Here is a 17,415-nt window from a genome sequence, read left to right as displayed (position 1 = left end):
GTTCGGTACTGGTCGGCCCCGGCCCGTCGGGCTCGGGTTCGCGGAAGTCGGGCTCGGCCTCCTCGACCGGCTCCGGCTCGGGCGTTTCGTCCACACCGCTGCCGTTGTCGCGGGCCGGGCGGGCCGGCAGCGCGGCGGCCAGCCCCAGCACCGACCGCAGCAGCGGCAGCACGGTCAGCGCGTTCGCCCCCTCGCCGAGGTCGAGTCGCAGCTCCGCCAGCGAGGTCAGGCCGAGCACGTCGGCGGCCAGCTGGACGGCGGGGTGCCCGCCGTGGTCGGCCAGCAGGCACCAGTGCCGGGCCTGCCCGGCCAGATCCCGGCTGACCAGCCCGGCCGCCACGCCGACCGGACCGTCCAGCAGCACCGGAATCCGGCGGGCGGTCGCGCCGAGCAGGATGCCGGTGGCGATCGAGATGTCGCCACCGCCCAACTCGGCCAGCACGTCCTTGGCGTCCCGGGAGGAGCGACGGGTGCGGTGCAGCGCGTCCCGGACCGCCGCGCAGCGGGCCATCCAGGCCACGTCGTCGATCTCGCCGCTCGCGGTGACCACCCGGGCGAGCACCGCGGGCGGCTCGGCACCGGCGGTCGCCGCCAGCACCGCGGCCGCCGCAGCCTCGGTGCCGGCACCGCACGCCGCCAGCACCAGCAGCTGTACGCCGGCGTCGGCGGCCTCCTCGGCCAGTCGCCAGCCGTAGTGCAGGGCCGACTCGACCTGCTCGGCGGTCAGCGCCGGGCTGTGCTCGATGGGCGCGGCGGCGGGGGCGTCCACCACCTGCAGGCTCGCCCCGCTCTCGGCGGCCAGCCGGGCGAGCACCCCCTCACCCGCGCGGGCCTGGTCGGCCCGCCGGGTCGACTCCCCGGCCACCGTGCCGGCGGCGGAACCGCCGGCGTGGTCGCCGTGCAGCATCAGCACCCGGACCGACTGCCAGGGCGCCGGGGTCGGCGTGCCCTGGGTGGCGGCGGCGAACGAGACCACCTGCTCCAGGACGCCGAGCCCGGTGCCCGGGACGTCCAGGGCGGCCAGCCGGTCCACCGCCTGCGGCCCGGCGTGCTCGTCGGGCATCGGCAGATCCATGCCGGATTGGACGACCGGGCCGGTGCCGGCCGCCGGTGGGGCGGTCGTGGGCACCGTCCACCCGGTGGCGACGGGTGCGGCGGGCAGCTCCGGCGTGGTCACCGGCGGCGAGGCCGGCAGGGTCGGGGCGGCGCCGTTGGTGGGCTGTTCGCCGGCTGGACCGGCCTGCGCGGGCACCGTCGTCCCGAGGCCGCTCACCGAGGGCCGGCCGGGCGACGGCGAGACGGCCGGCGCGGGCTCGGCGGTGGCCGGCTTCAGCCGGCACGGCTGCCCGGCGACCACCAGGACCACCGTGTCGCAGGCGTCCGCCACGGCCCGGTTGACCGCGCCGAGCGCGTCGGTGAACGCCCGGCCCAGCGGCGTGGTCGGTACCAGGGAGAGCCCGACCTCGGGGCTGACCAGCACCAGCCGTGCCGCGCAGCCGCGGACGGCGGCGGCCAGCTCGTCGATGGTGGCGGTGTCGTCGGCGGGCTGGTGGACCGGGTCGAGCAGCACGGTCACCCAGCCGCCGAGGTCGTCGACGAGCAGCGTCTCGTCCGGCTTGGCGGCGGCGATCACGTCGGCCAGCTGGCGCGGGTCGGCCGCGGTCTCCTCGGTGCTCCAGGTCGCGGGCCGGCGGCTGCGGTGCGCGGCGAGTCGGGCCGCCCACTCGGCGTCGTCGCCCCCTCCGTCGGCGGCGGTGGCCACATACCGGACGGTGGCCGCGTCGACCACCAGGGACTCGGCGAACTCAGACTTGCCGGACCGGATACCGCCGAGCACCAGGAGCGTGTTCCACCCGTCTAGGGACATGCTCGTACCTTACGGCCAGTCGGGCGGGGCGAGCACCGCAGGTTGGCCGCGAAGCCCGCCGCCCGGTACGGCTCACCGCCGCTCGGGACCGTCGTACATGTAGTCGTTCGGGTTGACGTCCGCCGGCTTCGGATCCTCCTGCCAGGCACCCTCGCCGGGGCGTGCGACCAGGGCGTCGATCAGTTCCTCCCGGTCCATCTCCCGAGCGCCCTGGATGCCCCCGTGCAGCGCGATGTCGCGTAGCTCCGCCGTGTCCATCTCCGGTATCGGTTTCGTCATCGCCGCCTCCTGTACCGACGTCGGTGCGGAAGTTGGGGCATACCCGAGCGGGGGGCGGTCAACCGCAGTGTTCGAAGGGACTGCTGTGGCTGGCACCTCCGGCGGAGCCGCCCCACTTCACGCAGATCCCGGCGGCACTGGCCCGGACCGGCCCGGCGTAGTACTTGAACGAGCCGCTGTCGGTGGACCGCGTCCGGCCCTGCACCTCCAGGAAGGCCGACACCGGCGTCTCCGTGCCGACGGCGGTCTCCTTGAGCGTCACCACGCAGTTCGACCCGGTCCCGGCGTGGTAGAGCAGGTGCACCTTGCCCTGCCGGCGGCCGTTCGCGGTGAGCGTCGCCGAGTTGATCACCTTGTACCCGCTGCCGCACGCCTGGACGGCGGTGTAGGGGTTGGGTGTCTCGGCCGCGCCGGTGGTCGGCGCGGTGCTCGGCCGGGTCGGGGAAAGGGCAGGAGAGGGCGAGTTCGGAGCCGGTGTGGTCGCCGAGGCGCTGCTGCGGTCCGGCGACGGGGTCGCCACCGCCGTCGCCGCCGTCGTCGCCGCACCCGGCGACGGCGACCGGCTCTCCCGGGGCTCCTCGCTGCCGCCCGCACCGGCGCGCCGCGAGGCCACCAGCCCGGGGTCGCCGATCAGCACGGGTGGGTCGTTCTGCGCGGCGGTGTCGTCGGCCGGTGGCCGGGACGCCACGGCTGCCACCACCCCGGCCACGACGGCGAGCACGACGCCCGCCGCGGTGGCCAGCACCGCCGGACGCCGGAACCGACGGGCCCGGTTACGGCCGGCCGGCGACGTCGTCCCGACGGTGGTCGCCTCGGCGGGCCCGGCCGGCGGCGTGGCGGGGGCCGCTGCGGCGGGACGCGGCCCCGAGGCGGGCGACGGCGCTGCCGCCCAGGGCGGTCCCGCGACGAGCGGCCGTCCGCCCGCCGCCGCGTGGCCTGCCGCGGCAGCGGCCTCGGCCAGCTCCGCCGCGCTGGCGTGCCGGCCGGCCGGGTGCTTCGTCATCGCCCGGGACACCACCGCGGCCACCGGCGCGGGGACGTCCGGCGGCAACGGTGGCGGCTCTTCCCGCAGGTGCCGCAACGCCACGTCGAGCGGGTTGTCCCCGACGAACGGGGGCCGCCCGGCGAGGCAGAGGTACGCCACGGCGCCGAGCGCGTAGATGTCGCTCGCGCCGGAGATCGGTTGCCCGGCGGCCTGCTCCGGCGACATGAACGAGGCCGTGCCGAGCACCATGTGGGCGGCGGTGATCCCGGCCGTCGCGCCGGACCGGGCGATGCCGAAGTCGACCAGCACCACCCGGCCGTCCGGCTTGACCATCAGGTTGCCCGGCTTCACGTCACGGTGCACGATGCCGGCCAGGTGGGCGGCGTGCAGCGCCTCGGCGGTCTGCGCCACCACGGACATGGTGGTGACCGGATCCAGCCGCCCCGCCCGCCGTAGCCGGGCGCCCAGCGGCTCGCCGTCCACGTACTCCATCACCAGGTAGTCGACGTGGCTGCCGTCGGCGAGCGTGGCCCACCCGACGTCGTGTACCGCAACCACCCCGGGGTGCCGCAGGGCCGCCAGCATCCGCGCCTCGGCCCGGAACCGGGTGGTGAACTCGGGGTCGGCAGTCAGCCCCGGCAACAGCACCTTGACCGCAACCTCGCGATCCAGCAGGAGGTCCGTACCCCGCCAGACCGCGCCCATCCCGCCGGTCGCCACCCGTTCGCCCAGCCGGTACCGATCGCTGAGCACGACCCCCGAAGTCAGCACCGGGCCACGGTACCGGCCGTCGATCAAGGCTTGTGGCCCGGCCGCCCGCCCGCTGGGGCGAGGGGCCCGGCCGCCCGTTCGGCGGGGCGAGGGCCGGGCCGCCGCGCGTGCGGCCGACTACGCTGGCGGAGGTCCGTCCCACGGGACATCAGCGGCGAGGGGAGACGCGCACATGGCGTGGAGCTGGCGGTACGAGGGCGCGAACGGCGAGCCGGTCGACGGCCCGGCCGAGTCGTTCGGCAGCCAGGCGGACGCCGAGTCCTGGATCGGCCAGACCTGGCGGGAGCTCGCGGCGTCCGGCGTCACCTCGGTCGCGCTCGTCGAGGACGATCGGGTGGAGTACCGGATGAGCCTGCTGCCCGTGGCCGAGTGATGACCCCCCGGGACGCCGAGCCGCTGGTGCTCGGGGTGCCCCGGGCGGCGTTCCGGCCCAGCCCGGTCTTCCTCGCCCTGGTCGCGTTGCTGGTGACCAGCGCCCTGCTGACCTGGCACGGGATCGGCAATGTCCGGCTCGCCGTCTTCGGCTTCGTCGTCTCCGGCTGGCTGGTCTCGCTCTGCCTGCACGAGTACGCCCACGCCGTGGTCGCGTACCGGTCCGGCGACCGGGGAGTGGCGCATCGCGGCTACCTGACGCTCAACCCGCTGAAGTACAGCCATCCGCTGCTGTCCATCGTGCTGCCGGTGGTGGTGGTGCTGCTCGGCGGCATCGGCCTGCCGGGCGGCGCGGTCTGGGTGGACCGGCACGTGATTCCCGGGCGGCTGCGGCACACCCTGGTCAGCCTCGCCGGCCCGGCCACCAACGTGCTGTTCGCGCTGGTGCTGGTGGCGGTGCTCCGGCTCGGCGCGCCGGGCGGCGGCCCGACGGAGTTCTGGGCCGCCGTCGCCCTGCTCGCCTTCCTCCAGCTGACCGCCAGCGTGCTCAACCTGTTGCCGGTGCCCGGACTGGACGGCGGCAACATGATCCAGCCGTGGCTGAACCCGCAGTGGCGGCGGATGTACGACCTGTTCGCCCCGTACGGCTTCATCCTGCTCTTCGCGCTGCTGTGGAACCCGCGGATCGGCGGCTGGTTCTTCGGCGCGGTCTTCGCGATCGGCGACTTCCTCGGCCTGCCGCCATGGCTCTACGCCCGGGGCCTGGAACTGGTCCGCTTCTGGCAGGGCTGACGCGACAGGGCTGACGCGGCAGGCTGACCCGCGGTGAGCGCGGCGGCCTGCGGGACGTGACCTGAGCGGCCCGGCCGGCGCGTCGCGCGCCGGCCGGGGCCGGTTCGGATCAGGGACGAGCGGCCGGCGACTCGGTACGCGCCGGGTCGCGCTCGGTCACCGGCTCGACGATCTCGTCGATCGCCTTGAGCAGTCCGGCGTCGAGCTTGACGCCGGCCGCCTTGACGTTGTCCTGCACCTGCTCGGGGCGGGTCGCCCCGACGATGGCCGAGGAGACGTTCGGGTTCTGCAGCACCCAGGCGATGGCCAGCTGGGCCATGCTCAGCCCCGCCTGGTCGGCCAGCGGCCGCAGCTGCTGTACCCGGGTCAGCACGTCGTCGGTCAGCCACTTGGCGATGAAGCCCGCGCCGGACTTCTCGTCGGTGGCCCGGGAACCGGCCGGCGGCGGCTGGCCGGGGAGGTACTTGCCGGAGAGCACGCCCTGCGCCATCGGCGACCAGACGATCTGGCCGATGCCCAGCTCCTCGCTGGTGGGGACGACCTCGCTCTCGATGACCCGCCAGAGCATCGAGTACTGCGGCTGGCTGGAGACCAGCGGGATGCGCAGCTCCCGGGCGAGGGCGTGGGCCTGGCGGATCTGCGACGCCTTCCACTCGGAGACGCCGATGTAGTGCGCCTTGCCGGAGTGGACGACGTCGGCGAACGCCTCCATCGTCTCCTCCAGCGGCGTGCTGTAGTCGTACCGGTGGGCCTGGTAGAGGTCCACGTAGTCGGTCCGCAGCCGGCGCAGCGAGCCGTTGATCGACTCCATGATGTGCTTGCGGGACAGGCCCCGGTCGTTGCGACCCGGGCCGGTGGGCCAGTACACCTTGGTGAAGATCTCCAGGCCCTCGCGCCGCTCGTGCTCCAGCGCCCGGCCGAGCACGTCCTCGGCGCGGGTGGCGGCGTAGACGTCGGCGGTGTCGAAGGTGGTGATGCCGGCGTCCAGGGCGGCTCGGACGCAGGCGACGGCCGCGTCCTCCTCGACCTGCGAGCCGTGGGTGATCCAGTTGCCGTACGAGATCTCGCTGACCATCAGGCCGGACCGGCCCAGGTGTCGGAATTCCATGCCCTGACCCTAGCCCGCCCCGGGCATGGCGGACCGCCATGGTGATCAGTCCGCCGGCCGGGAGGCCGTTCAGAGCATCGGGTTGGCGTCCGCCAGCAACGCTTCGATCTCCGCGACGACCTCGTCCGGGTTGCGGAACACCGGGTCGATCAGCGGTTGACCCCGCCGGTCGAGCGCACCCCAGCGCCCGCCGCCATTGGTCGCCAGGAAGGCCACCGGGTGGATGAGCAGCACCGGGTGCGCCGGTGCGACGATCACCATGCCGGTACGGTCCACCACGCCCTTGCGGCCGGCCAGGTCGACCACGGCCAGCCCCTCGTCGGTGAAACCGTCGACGTACCGGCCGTCGGCGAGGGTGGTGTGGAAACCGTGGTAGCGGGTCGGCACCACGATCCGGCCGGCCCGGTCAACGGCACCCCAGCCCTCCCGGCGGACCGCGGCCACGCCCTTGCGGAACGGCCGCACATCGCCGAAGCCGGGTGGCACGACCACCTCACCGGCGGTGTCGACGGCCAGCCAGCCGCTCTCGTCGCGCACCACCCAGGCCAGCCCGTCGGAGAACGGCCGAGCCGCCAGATAGGTCGGCCCGATCTTCGTCTCGCCGGTCAGGTCGATCAACGACCACCGGTCGGTCTGCGGCCCGCGTACCCAGGCCAGACCGTCCCGGAACGGCTGCGCCTCGGCGTACCGGGCCGGCACCACCATGTCGCCTTCGGCGTTCGCGTAACCCCACAGGCCCTGACCGCCGTCGCGGGCGGGCACCGGGCTCCGGTCACGCTCCAGGATCTCGTCCCAACCGCGTGGGTACGGCCCGAAGCCGCCCGCCTCGGCCCGGGTGGCGATCGCGTCCAGCCCGATCCGGACCCGGGCCAGCAGTTCGGCGTCGCCCTCGCCGCGCAGGTCCAGGGCGCGCTCGAAGTGGTGGCAGGCCTCGATCAGCCGGCCCTGGTCGTAACAGCAGCGGGCGGCGTGCTCGTGCAGGGCGGCTCGCAGCCGGTCGGGTAGCTCGGCCGAGTTGGCCTCCGCGAACAGCCGGTCCGCCTCGGCGAACTCGCCGCGCCAGCGCAGCACGTGCGCCAGCCGCGCCTGGGCCAGCGCGGCACGGCGAAGTTCCCCGGTCGCCTCGGCGTAGGTCAGCGCCATCCGGCCGTCGGCCAGCGCGTCATCCAGATCGCCGAGCACCCGCGACGCCACCGCCCGCAGGCTCAGCAGCCGGGCCCGGGACCGGTTGTCCAGGGCCCCGGCGAGCTTGTCGGAGAGCCGGTCCCGGACGGTCCGCAGTTCCTCCGGGTCGTCCACGAGCTCACGCAGGCTCGTCGGGTCGAGCCGCCAGCGGTAGTTCGCCAACACTTGCTCGGGATCGGCCGGCGGCTCGGGTGCCTGATCGGTATCGTCCGCCGCCCCGGCCGCCGGCTCACCGTCGTCCGCTGCCGTGGCATCGGCGGGCGGTGCGGAGACGGGCGGTGCGGGCGGCGGGGCGTCGGTGGGCGGTGCCGCGTCGGTGGGCGGCGGGCCGTCGGTGGACGGCGTGCTGAAGGGCGGCGCGGCGAGCGGCGATCCCGAGGTCGGCAGTGCGGTGACCGGTGGTGTCGGCGCGGCGACGGTCGATGCCGGCGGCGCGGAGACCGGCGGCGCTGGCGGCGCCGATGTCGGTGGTGCTGGCGGCGCCGATGTCGGTGGTGCTGAGACCGGTGGTGCGGAGACCGGTGGTGCGGAGACCGGTGGTGCTGGAGATGCGGAGACCGGCGGTGCCGTGTTCGGCGGTCCGGAGACCGGTGGTGCGGAGACCGGCGGTGCCGGTGGTGCGGAGACGGGCGGTGCCGGGGTTGGTGGTCCTGAGACCGGGGTCGCGGAGATCGGTGGTGCTGGCGGTGCGGAGACAGGCCGTGCCGGGGTCGGTGGTTCTGAGGCCGGCGGCGCGGAGACCGGTGGGGCTGGCGGCGCGGAGACAGGCCGTGCCGGGGTCGGTGGTTCCGAGGCCGGCGGCGCGGAGACCGGTGGGGCTGGCGGCGCGGAGATCGGTGGTGCCAGCGGTGGCGCGACCGGCGGCGCGGAGGTTGGCGGTCCCGGTACCGGGGGTGCGGAGATCGGCGATGCTGGCGGTGCCGAGGTTGGCGGTCCCGAGACTGGCGGTGCGGAGATCGGTGGCGCCGGCGGTGCGGGCGGTCCCGAGACCGGAGGCGCGGAGATCGGTGGTGCCGGCGGCGCTGAGACGGGTGGTGCGGGCGGCACCGAGCCGGGTGACGGCGGAGCGCCAGGCGGTGCCGAGACCGGTGCCGCCCAGGCGGTCGGCGCGGCTGCGGGGTACTCCGGGCCAGCGGTCGGCGCGGCTGCGGGGTGTGCTGGTCTGGCCGGCGGCGCGGAAGTCGTTGGCGCGGGGAACGGTGACGCCGAGGCCGGCGGCGCGGAGACCGGTGACGGCGCGCCGGGGTGCACGGAGATCGGCTCGGTCGGGCGAGCCGGTTCGGCGGTCGGGTGAGCTGGGCCGGGCGCGACGGCCGGCTCGGCCGGGGGCCGCGTGGGAGCCGACTTCCCGGCGGGCGCGTCGCGGTCCGGCGCGGCGACCGGACCCGGGGTGGGTGATCCGAACCAGCCCTGCCCGTCGGCCGGGGGCGGGGTCGGCGTGGGCCGGGACGGTTCGGCCGGCGGCGGGACATACCGGGTCGGCTTGCGGGCTGCGGGCGCGGCGGGCTCCGACTCCGGTGGCGTCGGTGGGCGCACCGGTCCCGGCGCCACTGGCGCGGAGACGGGCCGGTGGGTGGGTGGTGCCGGGATGGACTGCTGGGTGGGCGGTGCCGAGACGGGCTGGTGGGCCGGCGGTGCCGGGATGGGCTGCCGGTTGGGCGGTGCCGAGACGGGTTGGTGGGCCGGTGGAGCAGAGGTAGGCCGGTGGGCTGCGGGTGCGGAGGTGGGTGGTGCGGAGACCGGCCGGTGGGTGGGTGGTGCGGAGACCGGCCGGTGGGTGGGTGGCCCGGAGACGGGTCGGGCGGTGGGTGCCCCGGTGGGGGGTGGCGTGGCGGCTACCGGCGGTGCCGGGACCGGTGGTGGTGTGGCCACGAGCGGTTGGTCGTGCAGGGGCGCGGGTCGGACCTGGTGCTCGTGCAGCGGCGCCGGGCGGACCTCGTGCTGGTGCAGCGGTGCCGGCCGAACCGCGTCGCCGGCCGGTGCCCGGTCGATACCGGGAGAGGAGGGCTGGTCCCGGTGCGGGCCGGGCACGTCGGGCCGGTCCTGGCCGGGGCGCGCGGTGGGGTGCCGGTCCCGACCCGGGGCGGGGGCGTCGGTCCAGTCCCGGGCCACGGCCGGGGAGGTGGGCCGGTCCCGGTACGGATTGGCCACCTCGGGTCGATCGTGCTCCGGAACGGGGGAGGCCGGCCGGGCCCGCCCGGCGGCGGGTGAGACGGGCCGGTCGTGCTCCGGGGCAGGGGAGGCTGGCCGGGCCGGGGAGGCGGGCGGGTCGGGGACCACCGACAGGTGCGGCCGGCCCGGTCGGGCCGGGTCGCGGTCGGGTGCCGGAGAGACCGGACGGTCGAGGTCGGGTCGCTGCGCGGCTGGCCGGTCGGCCGGGAACCGTCCCGGTCCGGGCGCGTCCGGCGGGGCGGCCGACCTCCGGTCGTCGCGTCGCGGACCGTCGCCCCCGGGCTGGGGCGGGGCGGCGGGGCGTTGGTACTCGCGGTGGTCCCGGCCGGTGCCCGGACGCAGCGGGCCCGGCGCCGGCCAGGGCAGGTCACCGCGCGGCGGGGCGGCGTACGCCTGCGGATCCCGGGCGGCTGGCGGCTCGGGGCGGCCCCGCTCGGGCGACCAGTCGGGGCGGCCCCACTCGTCGCGGGGCGCGCCCGAGCGGGCCGGCTCGTCGTCAACGTAGCCGTCCGGGTACGGGGCACCGTCCGGGTCGCCGATGCTGAACTCGTCCCGGTACCCGTCCACCACCGGGCCCTCGTCGTACGCGGGCTCGCCCGGATGACGGCTCCACTGGTAGCGGGGTCGCCGGGAGGGGTCGGCGGCGGACCGGCGGTCAGCGTCGTCTACCGGTCGCTGCGCGGCGGCGGGCCGGCGTGGCTCCTCGCCCGCCTCCGCTATCCAACCGGGTTCCGGCCGGCTGGCGGGCGAGACCGGTGTGCCGCGGAAGCGGTACTCGTCGCGGTCGGTCGGCTCGGACCGCTGGGGTCGCTGGGCGTACCGGTCCGGGTTGCGTGGCTCGCGCTGGTCCGGGGCGCGTTGGTCCCACCGGTCGGAGTGGCGTTGCTCGCGCTGCTCCGGGGCGCGTTGGTCCCACCGGCCGGAGTCGCGTTGCTCGCGCCGGTCGGGGTCGCGCCGGTCGAGGTCGCGCCGATCGGGGTCGCGCCAGTCCGGGTCGCGCCAGTCCGGGTCGCGTCGGTCAGGGTTGCGTCGGTCAGGGTTGCGCTGGTCGGGGTCGCGCTGGTCGCGTCGCCCGGGCGCGCCGGAGGCGGCGATTCCGCCCTGGGGGCCGACGTCGGACCAGGTGACCCCGTCGCGCCCCCGCGCCGGCTCCGCGTGACGCGACCGCCGGCCCTCGGCGCGGGGCTGCTCCGGCGGGGGGTACGACGACCGGTCGTACGGCCGCGCACCGTTGGCACCGTCGTGGCGTCGCGGATCGGGCGTTTCGTGCCGTCCCGGCCAGCCGTCCGGCTCGTCGGCCCAGGACCGGCCCACGTACGTACCGTCGGGACGGGTCGGTGCCAGCGGAGGCACCTCGGCCCGCCCGACGGCGCTCGCCCGACCCCTAGCGGGCGGCGGCTGATGGTCGATGCCGATGTCGCCCGGATAGCGCTGGCCGGGAAACTGCGGGTGCCACTCGCTGGTCGGCTCGACGACCCAGGACGGCTCGGCGGGATCGTGCCACCGGTCGGCGTAGCCGCGACTCATCCGCCGGACCCGTCGCTGCGGCCGGGACGTCGCCGGGAGGCGGCGTCGGCCGCGACACGGGAACCCCGGACCGGCCCGGCGGACGTGGCGACATCGGGGCGTGCGAACCTGGCCGCGTTGCGGCACCGGGCCGGCATCCGCCCGCTCACGGCCGCGCCCCGGTGGTCGGCTCGCGTCCGCTCGCTCACGGCGATGTCACCTCGTCGGAAATGGTCGCGCTGGGCACCCCGGGGACCGGCAAAGTCGCTCGTCCGGCACCGAATGGCTGCGGAAGGAGGGTAGCGGCGCAGACTCGGTCGCCGCCACTGCGGCACCCCTCCCCGAACCCAAACGTTATCCTATTGATCCGGACATTTAGGACTTTGACGGGATCGGACTTCCGACGATACTGCACCCATCGTCAGCTGGCGGTCGCCGCGCTCGCGGCGTGGGTCAGGGATGTTCCATGACCAGCACGGCGAAGGTGCCCGCTTCGAGGGCCTCGTAGCGGTGCGGCGCGTCGCCGGGGAAGGTGGCGTAGTCCCCCGGACCGAGTTCCACCTGGTCGTGCTCAGGCCCGCAGCGCAGCCGGCCGGACCCCACCACGAGGTGCTCGACACTGCGCGGAGTGTGCGGGTCGGCGGCGCGTACCCGGCCGGGCTCCAACGCGATCAGGTAGACGTCGCGCCGGGCGTGCGCAGTGCCCGCGGTGAGCAGCGTGCAGGTGAGGTCGGCGTGCTCGGAGCGGATGCGCGGGCCGTCGCCGGCCCGGATCACGCGCACGGTGGTCGCCGGCGGCTCGACCAGGCGGCTGAACGGCACGTCGAGCGCCACGCCGAGAGCCCACAGTGTCTCCACGCTCGGGTTGCCCGTGCCGGACTCGAGCTGGGACAGGGTCGACTTGGCGATCCCGGCCCGGCGGGCGAGTTCGGTCAGGGAGATGCCGACCCGCTGGCGCTCGTACCGCAGGGCGGCGGCGATGGTGGCCAATGGGGGAGTGGGATCGGGGGACATTGTTCGCTCCGTCGGTCATGCTGTTCTATTTGACGAACGGCAGGGGCGTGTTCATCATGATGGACCATGCGTACGCCAGAACGAACATCGGGGGCGGGAGTGCTCCGCGACGTCGCCGCCATCGGCGCGGCGATGGTGGCGGTCGGCGCCTCATTCGGTGCGATGGCCGTCGCCGCCGGGCTGCCCGGTTGGGCGGCCGTCGCCATGTCCGTGCTGGTCTACGCCGGTGGCGCGCAGTTCATGGCGGTCGGGCTGGTGGCCGCCGGCAGCCCGGTGGCCGCCGTCCTCGCCGGGCTGCTGCTCAACGCCCGGCACCTGCCCTTCGGGCTGACCCTCGGTGACACGATCGGCCGCCGGCTTCGGCACCGCCTGATCGGCAGTCACCTGATGACCGACGAGGCGACCGCCTTCACCCTGGGCCGGCCGGCCGGTGCCGCCCGGCGGCGGGCGTTCTGGCTCGCCGGCATCCTGCTGTTCCTGGCCTGGAACGCCGGCACCGTGCTCGGCGTGCTGGCCGGCGGGGTGGCCGGCGATCCGGCCGCGCTCGGGCTGGACGCCGCGTTCCCGGCTGGCCTGATCGCCCTGCTGCTGCCCACCCTGCGGGATCGGGACACCCGGCGGGTGGCACTGGCCGGTGCCGTGGTCGCGGTACTGACCACGCCGTTACTGCCGGCCGGCCTGCCGGTGCTGCTCGCGCTGGCCGGCCCGGCGCTGCTGGCCGTCCGCCAGCTCAAGCGGCGGGCGTCGGTCGCGAACCCGGTGCCGGGCACACCGGCGACCGGCGAGGCGCCGGTCGCAGACCTCGGCACGCCGGTGACCGGCGAGATGCCGGTCGGCGTCGACACATTGCCGGCCGACGTGGTGCCGGCCGGCCGGAAGGAGGAGCCGTGCTGATCGCCGTGATCGTGGCGCTGGCCGTCGGGACGTACGGCTTCCGGGTCGCCGGGGTGCTGCTGCGCGACCGGCTCGACCTGCCGGAGTGGGCGCGTCAGCTGCTGCCGGTCGGGGCGGCGGCCCTGCTGGCGGCGCTGGCGGCCACCGCGGCGCTGACCGAGGTCGGCCGGTTCGCCGGCTGGGCCCGCCCGGCCGGGGTGCTGGTCGGGGTGCTGCTGGCGTGGCGGCGGGCGCCGTTCGTGCTGGTGGTCATCGCCGCCGCCGGTACCGCGGCGCTGCTGCGCCTGCTCGGCGTGCCCTGACGGGTCAGATCGGGTCGCCGATGGCGACCCGGGGCTCCGGGGTACGCAGCTTCCGGAAGGTGATCGCCCGCATGATCGCGTAGAGGTACAGCGATCCCATCCGCTGGCCGGTGTTCGGGAAACGTTCCCGGACCAGCTTCTTGATCTTGCGCGAGATGAGGATCGAGTCGATCACCACGCCGATCGCCAGCGCGCCCCAGAGCAGGTTGGAGGCCAGCCGGATCACCGGGGGCATCGCCTGGTTCGAGCCGATCAGCACGACCAGCGCGCCGCCGAAGAACCAGGTGCCGACGGTACGCCGGGAGTCGACCACGTTGCGCGCCAGCAGCCGCTCCGGGCCCCGGTCGCGGGGGCCACCCTCGCGCCGGAACTCGGCCGCCGCCTCGGAGCGCCGTTCCCGCCGCAGCGCCTTGGCCTCCTCCTTGGTCAGCGGCTTGGTCGCGCCGGCCGCGCGGCGGCCGGTGGTGGGCCGCTTGGGCGTCTCCCGCCCCTTGCCCGGGGTGTAGCCCCGGGAACGGGCGGCATCGGCCTCCTCCTCCTGCGGGGTCACCGGGTCGGTGGCAGGGGCGGCGAGGTCGGCGGACTTACGGCGAAACAGCGACGGCACGCGGCAAGGGTAGCCAACGCCAAGCGCCCGGTGCACATCGCGGGTGCACCGGACGCGAGCGGGTGGGCGTGACTGTGGCCGGAATTACGGCCGCTCGACGTGTGCGCCGAGGTCGGCGAGCTTGGCCTCGAAGTCCTCGTAGCCCCGGTTGATCAGGTCGACGCCGTACACCCGGGAGGTGCCCTCGGCGGCCAGCGCCGCGATCAGGTGGCTGAAGCCGGCCCGCAGATCGGGGATGACCAGGTCGGCGGCGTGCAGTTTGCTCGGCCCGGCGATCACCGCCGAGTGCTTGAAGTTGCGCCGGCCGAAGCGGCACGGGGTGCCGCCCAGGCAGTCCCGGTAGACCTGGATGTTCGCGCCCATCGTGTTGAGCGCCTCGGTGTAGCCCAGCCGCTGCTCGTAGACCGTCTCATGGACGATCGACAGGCCACGCGCCTGGGTCAGCGCCACGACCAGTGGCTGCTGCCAGTCGGTCATGAAGCCCGGGTGCACGTCGGTCTCCAGGGCCACGGCGTTGAGTTCGCCGCCCGGGTGCCAGAACCGGATGCCGCCCTCCTGGCCCGGGTGGCCCAGCTTCGGCGGCCGGGCGTCGGTCACCTCGTACTCGCCGCCGACCGATCGGAAGACGTTGAGGAAGGTCATCATGTCGGCCTGCTCGGCACCGAGCACCTCGACGTGGCCGCGGGTGGCCAGCGCCGCCGCGGCCCAGCTCGCCGCCTCGATCCGGTCCGGGATCGGCCGGTGGGTGTAGCCGTGCAGCTTCGGCACGCCCTGGATCTCGATCACCCGGTCGGTGTGCACCTTGATGATCGCGCCCATCTTCTGCAGGATGCAGATCAGGTCGATGATCTCCGGCTCCACGGCGGCGTTGCGCAGTTCGGTGACGCCCTCGGCCATCACCGCGGTGAGCAGCACCTGCTCGGTCGCGCCCACGCTGGGGTAGGGCAGCGCGAACTTGGTGCCGTGCAGGCCGTTCGGCGCGGACAGGTGCAGCCCCTCGGGGGTCTTGTCGACCGTGGCGCCGAACTCCCGCAGGGCCTGCAGGTGGAAGTCGATCGGCCGCGGCCCGATGTGGCAGCCGCCGAGGTCCGGGATGAAGGCGTGCCCGAGGCGGTGCAGCAGCGGCCCGCAGAACAGGATCGGAATCCGGCTGGAGCCGGCGTGCACGTTGATCTGGTCGGTGCTGGCGCTCTCCACGTTCGCCGGGTCGAAGACCAGCTCGCCGTCCTCGTCGCCGTCGGTGACCTTGACACCGTGCAGCCCGAGCAGTCCGCGGACCACCTCGACGTCACGGATCTTCGGTACGTCGAACAACCGACTCGGGCTGTCGCCCAGCAGCGCGGCGACCATCGCCTTGGAGACCAGATTCTTCGCGCCGCGCACGCGGATCCGCCCTTGCAGCGGGGTGCCTCCGTGTACGACCAGGACGTCGTCGGTCAACGCAACCTCCAGCGCGTGCGTGCTGCCGTTCGGATGTAGGGACACCACGGGTCGCTACCCGGAAAGCGGTCGCGTCCAAACGCCCGCGCCCGCGTGTGTCGTCGCCCGGCAGCATAGCCCTCCGTGATGAGAATGGATCCGGTCACACCGCCTTGGAGGGCATTTATCGGTGATCCGGCACTTTCGTGTACCAGGGGTGTTACCGAGGGTAATGGCTCCGCCGGTCACGCGCCGGGCAGCGCGAGCATCTGATCCAGCGCCACCCGGGCGTGGTGCGCGGTGTCGGCGTCGACGGTGATCTGGTTGACCACGCGGCCGGCGACCAGTTCCTCCAGCGCCCACACGAGGTGCGGCAGGTCGATGCGGTTCATCGTCGAGCAGTAGCAGACGGCCCGGTCCAGGAACATGATCTGCTTGTCCGGGTGGGCCAGCGCGAGCCGGCGGACCAGGTTCAGCTCGGTGCCGACCGCCCACGCGGAGCCGGCCGGCGCCGCCTCGATGGTGCGGATGATGTACTCGGTCGAGCCCACCTGGTCGGCGGCGTTGACCACCTCGTGCCGGCACTCGGGGTGCACCAGCACGTTCACCCCGGGCACCCGCTCGCGAACGTCGTTCACGCTGTCCAGCGTGAACCGGCCGTGCACCGAGCAGTGCCCGCGCCAGAGGATCATCCGCGCGTCGCGCAGCTGCTCCGGCGTTAGCCCGCCGCCCGGCTTGTGCGGGTCGTAGAGCACGCAGTCGTCCAGCGAGAAACCCATCTCCAGCACCGCCGTGTTGCGACCCAGGTGCTGGTCGGGCAGGAAGAGCACCTTCTCACCCTGCTGGTACGCCCACTCCAGGGCCCGCTTCGCGTTCGACGAGGTGCACACCACACCGCCGTTGCGGCCGACGAAGCCCTTGATGTCCGCCGAGGAGTTCATGTAGGTCACCGGGACGGTCTGGTCGGCGATGCCCAGCTCGGTGAGCACGTCCCAGGCGTTCTGGACCTGCGACAGCACCGCCATGTCCGCCATCGAGCAGCCGGCCGCCAGGTCGGGCAGGACGACCTTCTGCGCGTCGGAGGTGAGGATGTCGGCGCTCTCGGCCATGAAGTGCACGCCGCAGAAGACGATGTACTCCGCGCCCGGCCGGGCGGCGGCCTCGCGGGCCAGCTTGAACGAGTCGCCGGTCACGTCGGCGAACTGGATCACCTCGTCGCGCTGGTAGTGGTGGCCCAGCACGAAGACCTTGTCACCCAGCGCGGCCTTCGCCGCGGTCGCCCGGGCCACCAGGTCGGGGTCGCTCGGTGCCGGCAGGTCACCCGGACACTCCACGCCACGTTCGGTGGCGGGGTCGCTGCCGCGGCCGAGAAGCAGCAGCGCAGTGGCGGTGTTGGAGGGCTCAACCCAGGTCGACGTCACGCACTCCATGGTCCCACAGCGGGACCGCCGCACCGCCCCTGCCGGTGTGGGCTGCCACACTGCCAGGCATGCGCGTACTGCTCTGCCCGGACAAGTTCGCCGGCACGCTGCCGGCCCCCGAGGTCGCCGCCGCGGTGGCCGACGGCTGGCGGGAGGTCGCGCCCGGCGACGACCTGCTGGTCAGGCCGTTGGCCGACGGCGGGCCCGGGTTCCTCGACGTGCTCGCCGAGGCGCTGCCCGGGCGGCGGGTGCCGGTGCCGACGGTCGACCCGCTGGGCCGCCCGGCCGACGGTGAGATGCTGCTCACCGACGGCGGTGCGACCGCCTGGCTGGAGAGCGCGCAGGCGTGCGGGCTGCACCTGCTCGACCCCGCCGAGCGCAATCCCAGGGCCACCACCTCGTACGGATTGGGGCTGCTGATCGTCGCCGCGGTCGAGGCCGGCGCCCGCACGGTGATCGTCGGGCTGGGCGGCTCGGCGACCAACGACGGTGGCGCCGGAATGCTCACCGCGCTGGGCGCCGTCCCGCTGGACGACACCGGGCTGGCCCTGCCGTACGGCGGTGCCGCGCTGGCCGCCGTGGCGGGCCTCGACGGCGCGCCCCGGCTACGCGAGGCGCGGCTGGTCGCCGCCACCGATGTCGACAACCCGCTGCTCGGGCTGCATGGGGCGAGCAACGTCTTCGGGCCGCAGAAGGGCGCCGACCGCGCTGACGTACTGCT

At 74.9% G+C, this 17,415-nt stretch carries 14 protein-coding genes; 5 read left to right on the top strand and 9 right to left on the bottom strand.

The window, feature by feature from the left end; all coding sequences use genetic code 11:
- From cobU to AB0M52_RS14540, 3 genes are all read right to left on the bottom strand, one after another.
- Positions 1–1,867, bottom strand: a 1,867-nt coding sequence (gene cobU / locus AB0M52_RS14550; RefSeq protein ID WP_363953318.1) for a bifunctional adenosylcobinamide kinase/adenosylcobinamide-phosphate guanylyltransferase, incomplete at its 3' end; no start/stop codon positions are given.
- Between the two features lie 72 nt (positions 1,868–1,939).
- On the bottom strand, positions 1,940–2,146 hold the full coding sequence (locus tag AB0M52_RS14545) for a hypothetical protein (RefSeq protein ID WP_363953316.1): 207 nt from the start codon (positions 2,144–2,146) through the stop codon (positions 1,940–1,942).
- Positions 2,147–2,204: 58 nt separating this feature from the next.
- The gene (locus AB0M52_RS14540; RefSeq protein WP_363953314.1) at positions 2,205–3,902 is read right to left on the bottom strand and encodes a protein kinase; all 1,698 of its coding nucleotides are present in this window, start codon (positions 3,900–3,902) and stop codon (positions 2,205–2,207) included.
- A gap of 172 nt (positions 3,903–4,074) precedes the next feature.
- On the opposite strand from AB0M52_RS14540, the gene AB0M52_RS14535 reads away from it, so the two are divergent.
- Entirely contained in the window at positions 4,075–4,275 is a 201-nt protein-coding gene (locus AB0M52_RS14535; RefSeq protein WP_111219239.1) for a hypothetical protein, read from the top strand.
- Positions 4,275–5,066: a site-2 protease family protein gene (locus AB0M52_RS14530; protein ID WP_363953312.1), complete on the top strand. Its 792-nt coding sequence runs from the start codon at positions 4,275–4,277 to the stop codon at positions 5,064–5,066. Before AB0M52_RS14535 ends, AB0M52_RS14530 begins: the two co-directional genes overlap by 1 nt.
- 109 nt (positions 5,067–5,175) lie before the next feature.
- Here AB0M52_RS14530 and AB0M52_RS14525 read toward each other — a convergent pair whose 3' ends face one another.
- From AB0M52_RS14525 to AB0M52_RS14515, 3 genes are all read right to left on the bottom strand, one after another.
- Positions 5,176–6,174, bottom strand: a complete 999-nt coding sequence (locus tag AB0M52_RS14525; RefSeq protein WP_363953310.1) for an aldo/keto reductase family protein — start codon at positions 6,172–6,174, stop codon at positions 5,176–5,178.
- 69 nt (positions 6,175–6,243) lie between these two features.
- On the bottom strand, positions 6,244–11,058 hold the full coding sequence (locus AB0M52_RS14520; RefSeq protein WP_363953308.1) for a WG repeat-containing protein: 4,815 nt from the start codon (positions 11,056–11,058) through the stop codon (positions 6,244–6,246).
- Between the two features lie 432 nt (positions 11,059–11,490).
- Positions 11,491–12,051, bottom strand: a complete 561-nt coding sequence (locus AB0M52_RS14515; protein ID WP_363953306.1) for an XRE family transcriptional regulator — start codon at positions 12,049–12,051, stop codon at positions 11,491–11,493.
- Positions 12,052–12,117: 66 nt separating this feature from the next.
- Here AB0M52_RS14515 and AB0M52_RS14510 point away from each other — a divergent pair, with 66 nt between their 5' ends.
- Together AB0M52_RS14510 and AB0M52_RS14505 are read left to right on the top strand one after the other, a co-directional pair.
- Positions 12,118–12,945, top strand: a complete 828-nt coding sequence (locus AB0M52_RS14510) for an AzlC family ABC transporter permease (RefSeq protein ID WP_363953304.1) — start codon at positions 12,118–12,120, stop codon at positions 12,943–12,945.
- Positions 12,939–13,247 carry an AzlD domain-containing protein gene (locus AB0M52_RS14505; RefSeq protein ID WP_363953302.1) on the top strand — a complete coding sequence of 103 codons (309 nt, stop codon included), beginning with the start codon at positions 12,939–12,941 and terminating at the stop codon, positions 13,245–13,247. The genes AB0M52_RS14510 and AB0M52_RS14505 overlap by 7 nt, the downstream gene beginning before the upstream one ends.
- A 4-nt stretch (positions 13,248–13,251) precedes the next feature.
- On the opposite strand, the gene AB0M52_RS14500 is transcribed toward AB0M52_RS14505, so the two are convergent.
- The 3 genes from AB0M52_RS14500 to nadA form a co-directional block, all read right to left on the bottom strand.
- Positions 13,252–13,854, bottom strand: coding sequence for a DUF3043 domain-containing protein (locus tag AB0M52_RS14500; protein WP_363953300.1), 603 nt, complete (start codon positions 13,852–13,854; stop codon positions 13,252–13,254).
- Positions 13,855–13,938: 84 nt separating this feature from the next.
- Positions 13,939–15,294 (bottom strand): UDP-N-acetylglucosamine 1-carboxyvinyltransferase, encoded by a 1,356-nt coding sequence (murA, locus tag AB0M52_RS14495; RefSeq protein WP_363953320.1) that lies wholly within the window; start codon positions 15,292–15,294, stop codon positions 13,939–13,941.
- A 224-nt stretch (positions 15,295–15,518) separates the two neighbouring features.
- On the bottom strand, positions 15,519–16,694 hold the full coding sequence (gene nadA / locus AB0M52_RS14490) for a quinolinate synthase NadA (protein ID WP_363953298.1): 1,176 nt from the start codon (positions 16,692–16,694) through the stop codon (positions 15,519–15,521).
- A 68-nt stretch (positions 16,695–16,762) separates the two neighbouring features.
- On the opposite strand from nadA, the gene AB0M52_RS14485 reads away from it, so the two are divergent.
- A partial coding sequence (locus AB0M52_RS14485) for a glycerate kinase (RefSeq protein ID WP_363953296.1) occupies positions 16,763–17,415 on the top strand: 653 nt, incomplete at its 3' end.

This window comes from Micromonospora sp. NPDC051296 (assembly GCF_040682255.1).
Classification (GTDB): domain Bacteria; phylum Actinomycetota; class Actinomycetes; order Mycobacteriales; family Micromonosporaceae; genus Micromonospora; species Micromonospora craterilacus.
This window is presented reverse-complemented; position numbering and strand designations above follow the sequence as displayed.

Excerpts from the sequence above, each read along its gene's own strand:
- AB0M52_RS14545 (WP_363953316.1), bottom strand. The coding sequence starts at position 2,146 with ATGACGAAACCGATACCGGAGATGGACACGGCGGAGCTACGCGACATC.
- AB0M52_RS14535 (WP_111219239.1), top strand. The coding sequence starts at position 4,075 with ATGGCGTGGAGCTGGCGGTACGAGGGCGCGAACGGCGAGCCGGTCGAC.
- AB0M52_RS14530 (WP_363953312.1), top strand. The coding sequence starts at position 4,275 with ATGACCCCCCGGGACGCCGAGCCGCTGGTGCTCGGGGTGCCCCGGGCG.
- AB0M52_RS14525 (WP_363953310.1), bottom strand. The coding sequence starts at position 6,174 with ATGGAATTCCGACACCTGGGCCGGTCCGGCCTGATGGTCAGCGAGATC.
- AB0M52_RS14520 (WP_363953308.1), bottom strand. The coding sequence starts at position 11,058 with ATGAGTCGCGGCTACGCCGACCGGTGGCACGATCCCGCCGAGCCGTCC.
- AB0M52_RS14515 (WP_363953306.1), bottom strand. The coding sequence starts at position 12,051 with ATGTCCCCCGATCCCACTCCCCCATTGGCCACCATCGCCGCCGCCCTG.
- AB0M52_RS14510 (WP_363953304.1), top strand. The coding sequence starts at position 12,118 with ATGCGTACGCCAGAACGAACATCGGGGGCGGGAGTGCTCCGCGACGTC.